Origin of the sequence: Wolbachia endosymbiont of Madathamugadia hiepei (genome assembly GCF_013366855.1) — a bacterium.
In the GTDB taxonomy this organism is placed as follows: domain Bacteria; phylum Pseudomonadota; class Alphaproteobacteria; order Rickettsiales; family Anaplasmataceae; genus Wolbachia.
The window spans coordinates 1-7549 of the sequence record NZ_WQMP01000041.1; the positions used below are offsets into that span (position 1 = coordinate 1).

Below are 7549 nucleotides of genomic sequence, written 5' to 3' on the forward strand. Positions count from 1 at the left end.
TAGTTTCTCTATTTGTAGCTAAGTTAAACTACCAGTTTTTGCTACATCTTTCCTTATTTTCTCATGATAAACTTTTTTCACAGAGACTAGATCAAGTACAAAACTGCCAGTATCTTTAAGTTTGCTATGTACTAACTTTGCAAATTGACTAAGCCATGCAACATATTCTGCTTGGGATTCATTTCCGTATTCTTTTTTTCTTTGCAAAGCAAACGGTGGACTGGTTATTACGAGATCTAAGCTATTATCTGGTAATTGCGGTAATAGGTTAAGCGAGTTCCCGCAGTATGCAGCTCCCCTAGCTGTAGTATATGTGGGTTTATTATTAAATTTTTCCAATATGTGTACCATATAAAAGGTACTTTTCATAACGTCCTCTCCTTTAAAATGTGTTGATTTAGTCGTGGTAGTTGAAATGGCAAGCTGTAGAAACTTGGTTGAAATTAATGACGATAAAAAATCTTTTAACGCACTCTATTTAACCCAGGGTTTTCATAGTAACGCTTGAGCTACTTACGAAACGTGTAGGGCAGCATACCTGCAGCACACCAACCCCACGTTTCTTACTTTTTCATATCCAGCCTTAAATTAGCGACAAAGCCGACTAGTTCGTGTTCTGCTACTACCTACTACCACTAGAACGTGAAAAAGCCCAGTGACTGATCACGCGATATTGGCTGCACCTCACCCAACTCACCACCTGGATGGTTTTCTTCTCTTGATCTGACTACTTCGGTTTGATGCCTCTCATAATCCTGTGCAAAATCTTGTACTTTCTTAGAACAGCATAATTTATGAATAATAATCTTATATTCATCTATTTTTGGTACATTTCTGTTATAATCAGGTAAAAATTTCTTGATATTTACACTGAATTCTTGATTAATCTTTGCAAAGACCCTTTGCTGTTCAAGTGTAGTTTTCTGTGGTTTTTCGCAATCTAATGTACCCATCACAAAATCTTCTACTAGATTCTTTCCGAACTCTAAATTATCTCTAGCATATTTAATTAATTCATCAACTAAACTGTTTATAAATGGTGTAATATTCTCTTTGGTGATAGAATTACCTTGCTCTTCTTGCTCTTTATGTTGGTTATACTGTTCCACTAATTTTAAATCAATTGCGCAGATACTATTAATAATCTGTGCCCATGTACCTTGAAGACAAGCACTGTTATTCTCACCATATGTTGTTGCTGCTACGTATATTTGCTTTAGAAGAACAAATTCTTTTTGTTCTCTCCAAGTTTCTTCTATATTTAAGCTGCTAATTTCCTTAAATAACTTGTTTATTTTATTAGTATCAACATTACTTAATAACTTATAAAATTCCGTTCTATTAGTTATCTATTCTTGGGAAACATTATCATTTCCAAGTTCAGATCTTATTTGAAACAACTTTTTTCCACTAACTTTGGGTTCTGCTGTGCAAGAGTAACAAGCAATTCTTTCCTTTTATCTAATGGAATAGAAAGAGAGAGCTTATCAATATGCAGTTTAACATAACCTATAGACTCAGGTATAGTAACTTTTGCATCATCCCTTGCATAATCGTACTGAAGTCTAGCCGTATCTCCTATCAAATATTGTTCCTCTAATGCTTGCTTAGCTTTATTAATTACAGTCTTAATAAAATCTTGATCGTTTGGTATAGGACTGCCATTGGAAAGCACATTTTCCATTACATTTTTCTTTTCACTATCACTTAAACTAAGCAGTCTTAGTCTTACTGGATCACTTTGATATTGCTCAAGTAGTTTAGGTATGTTTTTTACATAAGAAGTTGCTGCTTGCTCTAACTCTTTTTTGCTTGCTTTTATGGATTCAACTAGTTTCTTGGTAAAAAAATTTACTTGATTGACTACTGGTGTTCTATGGGTAGACTGGCGGTCTTGTAAAATATTCTGTAACTCAGTTTCTTTTTCAGGAATTAAGCCATGTTCAAATAAGAACGTTTGCATCTCAGGAGAGTGAGTGTAATAATGGTATAGTGTATGTCCATATTCATCTCGTGAGTTAATTAGGAAAGGATATTCATTGGGTTTTGCAAGTGTATATTGAACAATTTTTTCACCTTGACCATGTCTGGCAACATTAAAAATTGCCTCTTTCACGCTATCTTCACTGAGATTATCGATAGATTGGTTTTTGTAGTACAAGTCTACAAAGAATTTAAAAACATCATGATGTATCCGAAAATCACCTCTGACATATTTTACATAGAAAGATCTAGCTAAAGCCTCGTAACCTTCACAATCAACTTTATTAGAACTTAAATCAAGTTCAGTAAGGTTTGGAAGCTTAGCTAGGGCCTCTGTACCTTTATCACCAATTTTGTTTCCCGATAAATTAAGCTCCTTAAGGTTTCTAAGGTAGCGGGCTAAGGCTTCTACACCTTTATCACCAATTTTGTTTCCCGATAAAAACTCCTCAAAGTTTCTAAGGTAGCGAGCTACGTCTTCTATACCTCCATCACCAATTTCATCTTGAAAATCACGATCAATATCATCAACAAAGTAGTGCGATAAATCAAGCCACTCAAGGTTTATAAGGGGAGCTAAGGGCTCACCTTTATCATCAATTTCATTATCACTTAAATCGAGTAACTTAAGATGTGTGAGATTAGCTAATTCCCTTATGTCTTCATTACCAATCTTGCAACTATTTAGAGTTAGATATGTGATGTCTCTGTGATCTTTCAAAAAGTTTACCAATTTTTTGACATCTAATCTGATATTATCCAAAAATAATTCATTACCATTCAAAGATAATCTGTCACCGTCAACATATTTGCTAAAATTCACTTTATTCTTACTCAATTATTATTATATGAATATTATAGATAATATTACAACAATTGTCAACGCTAACATACTAATACCAATTCCCATTACACAGGTAGCAGATATGCAACTTTACCATGCTGTTTTACTTGCTTCAGTATGGGCCTTTTTCTCGTTATTATCCTATGTAATGGGAATTGGTATAAGCAGCTTTTTCTGTCGAACCGTAGAACTTCTCGAGCTGTTCACTCCATAATATCGGTATTTTGGTTTTCCTGAAGTCTATCAACCTTAAGCGGTCCGGTTGGTTCCATTCAATTACATCGGCTTATTTAAGCTGCACTAGCACGATTTGCCTTTTTTAGGATACAAAAATCTTCTAGGAATTGTTCTCTTGAATTCTAAGATATTTTGTTCAACATTGTAGCACGTTGCTTTTATCGTTTTATCTGCGCAGACTGAAGATAAATAATAGCTTCATTATCATGATAACAGGGTTGGTGAAGGTTGTCAAGTAGTTTTTTTAGTTCTGTTTCTATGGCTAAAAAATCTGAATCCAGCCAGCTACCGCAAAGGTATTGTTTTTTCTCTCATAAACTTGACATGAAATAGTTAGCCTCAGTTTACTGTTGACAATCAGGATTAAATATGTTTATTCCTGAGGTTTTTGCAGCAATGGTAAGATTGTGGGTCTTTTCATTTAAATAATGGTTATACGTGATGAATAATTCTTTAAATTCAAAAACAATTTTAAACATTGACGGAAAGTCATATAGCTACTTTAGCCTCAGCGCTGCTGGTAGGTTTTTAGGAATAGATCTAACTAAATTACCCTGTTCGCTCAAGGTATTGCTTGAGAACTTATTGCGCAACGAAGATGGAGTGAACGTAAAGTTGGATGATATAAAAACACTAGCGAGTTGCGTTGAGAAACACATTAATCACGAAATTAGCTACAAACCAGCAAGGGTATTGATGCAGGATTTTACAGGAGTTCCCGCTATTGTCGATTTAGCGTCAATGCGTAGTTATATGAAAAAAAGCGGAGGTGATCCAAGCAAAATAAATCCGTCTGTACCGGTTGATCTTGTAATAGACCATTCTGTTCAAGTAGATAGTTATGCAAGTGCTTCTGCATTTGGTGAAAACGTTGAACTGGAAGTAAAAAGAAATTTGGAGAGATATCAATTCTTGAAATGGGGCGAATCATCCTTCACAAATTTTAGGGTAGTGCCGCCTGGCACAGGAATTTGTCACCAAGTAAACATCGAGTATTTAGCACGAGTTGTATGTAACGATAATGGGGTTGTATATCCTGATACCTTAGTTGGCACAGACAGCCACACTACTATGGTTAATAGTTTGTCGGTCCTTGGCTGGGGCGTTGGGGGAATAGAAGCTGAATCTGTGATGCTTGATCAGCCCATTAGTATGGTGATTCCAGAGGTAATAGGATTTAAATTAATTGGAAAACTTCCAGAAGGAGTAACTGCAACTGATTTAGTGCTAACAGTCACAAATATCTTAAGAACAAAAGGTGTTGTTGGTAAATTTGTGGAATTTTATGGTGATGGTTTGGATTATTTATCTGTGGCAGATAGGGCAACCATAGCCAACATGGCTCCAGAGTATGGTGCAACTTGTGGATTTTTTCCTATTGATCAGAAAACACTAGATTATTTAAGCTTAACCGGGAGGCCGGAGGAACTGATTAAGTTGGTTGAAGTCTATGTAAAAGAGCAAGGACTGTGGCGAAGCAGTGACGAGTTAGCGTTTTTTGACGTACTAGAGCTTGATTTATCAAGCGTGGAGCCAGTAATGGCTGGTCCAAAAAGACCACAAGATAAGGTTTTTCTCTCACAAGTGGCAGAGTCTTTTTCTACATCATTTTCAATTAGTGAGTCAAAGGCAAGTGATGTACTTCAAGATGGAAGTGTAGTTATTGCAGCAATAACTAGCTGTACCAACACCTCAAACCCAAGTGTGATGATTGCTGCTGGTCTTGTAGCTCGCAATGCGATTAAACTTGGAATAAAATCAAAGCCTTGGGTTAAAACTTCTCTTGCCCCGGGATCACAAGTTGTAACAGAATATTTAGAAAAATCAGGATTACAGAGAGATCTAAATGCTTTAGGCTTTAATTTGGTTGGATACGGTTGCACAACCTGCATTGGAAATTCCGGTCCGCTTAATGAAGATATAGAGAATGCTATTAAAAGCAAGAACTTAACCGTCGCCGCGGTTTTATCTGGTAATCGCAATTTTGAAGGAAGAATCCATCCTTTAATCAAAGCCAATTATTTAGCATCTCCACCGCTTGTCGTTGTGTATGCACTTGCAGGTACTGTGCAGATTGACTTAGCAAAAGATCCTATATGCAAAGATAAGGATGGAAATGACGTTTACCTCAAAGATATATGGCCAACGAACAGTGAAATCGAAGATTGTGTTAAAAATGTGGTAACACGTGAGATGTTCATACAAAAGTATGAGAATGTTTTCTTCGGTGACGAACATTGGCAAAAGATAAAGTGTGAGAAAAGTGAAATCTACAACTGGAACACGGAAAGCACTTATACACAAAACCCTCCTTATTTTGATAATTTATTGACGGAGAATGATAAAAACAACATGGTCGACATAAAGGGTGCGCGAATACTGGCAATGTTTGGCGACAGTGTAACTACTGACCACATTTCTCCTGCTGGAAATATTGCTTCAAACAGTCCTGCAGGTATATATTTGAAAGGTCTTGGAGTTGAACCACAGGATTTCAACTCATATGGGTCCCGTCGTGGTAACCACAACGTAATGATGCTTGGAACCTTTGCTAATATCAGAATAAGAAACGAAATGGTGAGCAATGAAGGTGGTTACACAAAACACATTCCTTCTCAAGAGACTATGTCAATTTTTGATGCAGCAATGCGGTATAAAGAAGAAGCTGTTCCATTAGTTGTCGTTGCAGGAAAAGAATATGGTACAGGTTCAAGCAGAGACTGGGCAGCAAAGGGTACTGCGCTGCTAGGAATTAAAGCTGTAATTGCAGAAAGCTTTGAACGTATACACAGATCCAACTTAGTTGGTATGGGTGTTCTTCCGCTTGCATTTCAAGATGGAGTAACCAGAAAAATATTTGATGGTAGTGAGATAATGAGCATAAAAGGTGAAATAGTGCCAAATGGAAATCTAGAATGTATCATCAAAAGAAAGGATAATTCAGAGCAATCCATTCAACTTAAGTGCTGTGTACAAACTGCAACTGAGATGAAATACTTAATGAGTGGTGGAGTGTTGAGCTATATACTTCTCTTGACTTAGTAAAGCTATTGAGTACTAGGCTTATCAGCATTATAGCAGTATCTGTTCAGCGGAATGGTAAAATGAGATAGACAAGATGCCATAAAAAGGTAATCATAGAGCAAAAGTGAGTTTACAACAAAGCCATTCCAGCGTTACGCGCTGGGATATCACCACTTTTGCTTCACCACGCACCCCTAAATGGATACAACACTACAGCTCACACTTTTAAACCTGCTAAAAGTAGAGATAAAACTCTACGGACTACTTTCAAGCAATTGCTGGTTATCTTGTTGATCAACTTCAACATTGCTAAGTGTAGTATTTGCTTTGTACAAACAGTAACCCCCTAATGCAAGAAAAACCGACGCAGCTACAGCAAGTGTAGCGCATATTGCTAAATAAGGTGTTGCTAAACTTGCACCAACAGTACACACCCCAGATAATATGAAAGAAGCAGAGGTATAGTTTACCTTACTTTTTACTCCTTGAACATTTACTGCTGGGGATTTTCTGTCTTTATTATTCTCCAACTCTTTATTTTTGCTCTCAAGCTGTTCCTGTAGATCTTTGATTTGACTTTCATTTGCACTTTTAAGTACTTCTAACTCTTTGACTCGACTTTCTAGTTTTTGAATTTTACTTTCAGATCCCTGCAGTTTTGTCTTCAGGTTGTTATTCTCATCCTCAAGTGCTTTCAACTTCTGCTGTACTGTATCTTGCTCCCATTCTAATTGCAAAACCCTTTGATTTGCACTATTTAGCTCTCCCTCCTTTTCTGCAAACTGAGTTTTTATGTTCTCAAGTTCCTCATCTTTTTCATTCAAGCTTTGCTTAGTACTATTTAGATCCTTATCTAGTTGATTCTTTTCTTCAGTAAGCTTAGTTACTTGACCATTCAGCTTGTTAACCTCTCCTTCCTTTTTTGTAAGCTGGGCTTGTACATTTTCAAATTCCTGTAGTTTTGTATTCAGCTTTCCATCTTTACTTTCAAGTTGTGTTTGCAGATCTTGGATTTGACTCTTTAGTTCTTTATTTTTGCTCTCAGATCCCTGTAGTTTTGTCTTCAGCTCTTCATTTTCACTTTTAATTGTTCCCAGTTGTCGGTTTTCGTCTTTCAGCTCTTTACTTTCATCTTTCAGCTTTTCATTTTCACTTTTAAGTTCTTCCAGTTGTTGATTTTGACCTTTCAGATTTTCGTTTTCACTTTTAAGTGTTTCTAGCTGTTGGCTTTTATCAGCATCTTGCTCGTTTTCGTTAACCATTTCACCCTCCCTAAAACTATGACTTATAGGGTTTTGCATTAAACCCTATACTCCAATTAAAATATCACTTTTTTCTCCTTCTGCAAGAATATTTTTTACTGTCTGTTGACTAGTCTCTGTGAAAAAAGTTTATCATGAGAAAATAAGGAAAGATGTAGCAAAAACTGGTAGTTTAACTTAGCTACAAATAGAGAAACTA

6 protein-coding genes are annotated in these 7549 nt (G+C 36.3%); 2 read left to right on the forward strand and 4 right to left on the reverse strand.

What is annotated here, in order from left to right; genetic code table 11:
- Positions 1 to 18 precede the first annotated feature (18 nt).
- From GO685_RS02290 to GO685_RS02300, 3 genes are all read right to left on the reverse strand, one after another.
- Positions 19 to 369, reverse strand: coding sequence for a DNA methyltransferase (locus GO685_RS02290; RefSeq protein ID WP_175937402.1), 351 nt, complete (start codon positions 367 to 369; stop codon positions 19 to 21).
- 266 nt (positions 370 to 635) lie between these two features.
- Positions 636 to 1109, reverse strand: coding sequence for a hypothetical protein (locus GO685_RS02295; RefSeq protein ID WP_175937403.1), 474 nt, complete (start codon positions 1107 to 1109; stop codon positions 636 to 638).
- Between the two features lie 278 nt (positions 1110 to 1387).
- Complete coding sequence (locus tag GO685_RS02300) at positions 1388 to 2821, reverse strand: leucine-rich repeat domain-containing protein (protein ID WP_175937404.1); 1434 nt, start codon at positions 2819 to 2821, stop codon at positions 1388 to 1390.
- A 10-nt stretch (positions 2822 to 2831) separates the two neighbouring features.
- On the opposite strand from GO685_RS02300, the gene GO685_RS02305 reads away from it, so the two are divergent.
- Both GO685_RS02305 and acnA read left to right on the forward strand, forming a co-directional pair.
- On the forward strand, positions 2832 to 3041 hold the full coding sequence (locus GO685_RS02305) for a hypothetical protein (RefSeq protein ID WP_175937405.1): 210 nt from the start codon (positions 2832 to 2834) through the stop codon (positions 3039 to 3041).
- 464 nt (positions 3042 to 3505) lie between these two features.
- Complete coding sequence (acnA, locus tag GO685_RS02310) at positions 3506 to 6106, forward strand: aconitate hydratase AcnA (protein WP_175937406.1); 2601 nt, start codon at positions 3506 to 3508, stop codon at positions 6104 to 6106.
- A 236-nt stretch (positions 6107 to 6342) separates the two neighbouring features.
- Here acnA and GO685_RS02315 read toward each other — a convergent pair whose 3' ends face one another.
- Positions 6343 to 7350 carry a TomO hydrophobic C-terminal domain-containing protein gene (locus GO685_RS02315; protein WP_175937407.1) on the reverse strand — a complete coding sequence of 336 codons (1008 nt, stop codon included), beginning with the start codon at positions 7348 to 7350 and terminating at the stop codon, positions 6343 to 6345.
- Between the last annotated feature and the right edge of the window lie 199 nt (positions 7351 to 7549).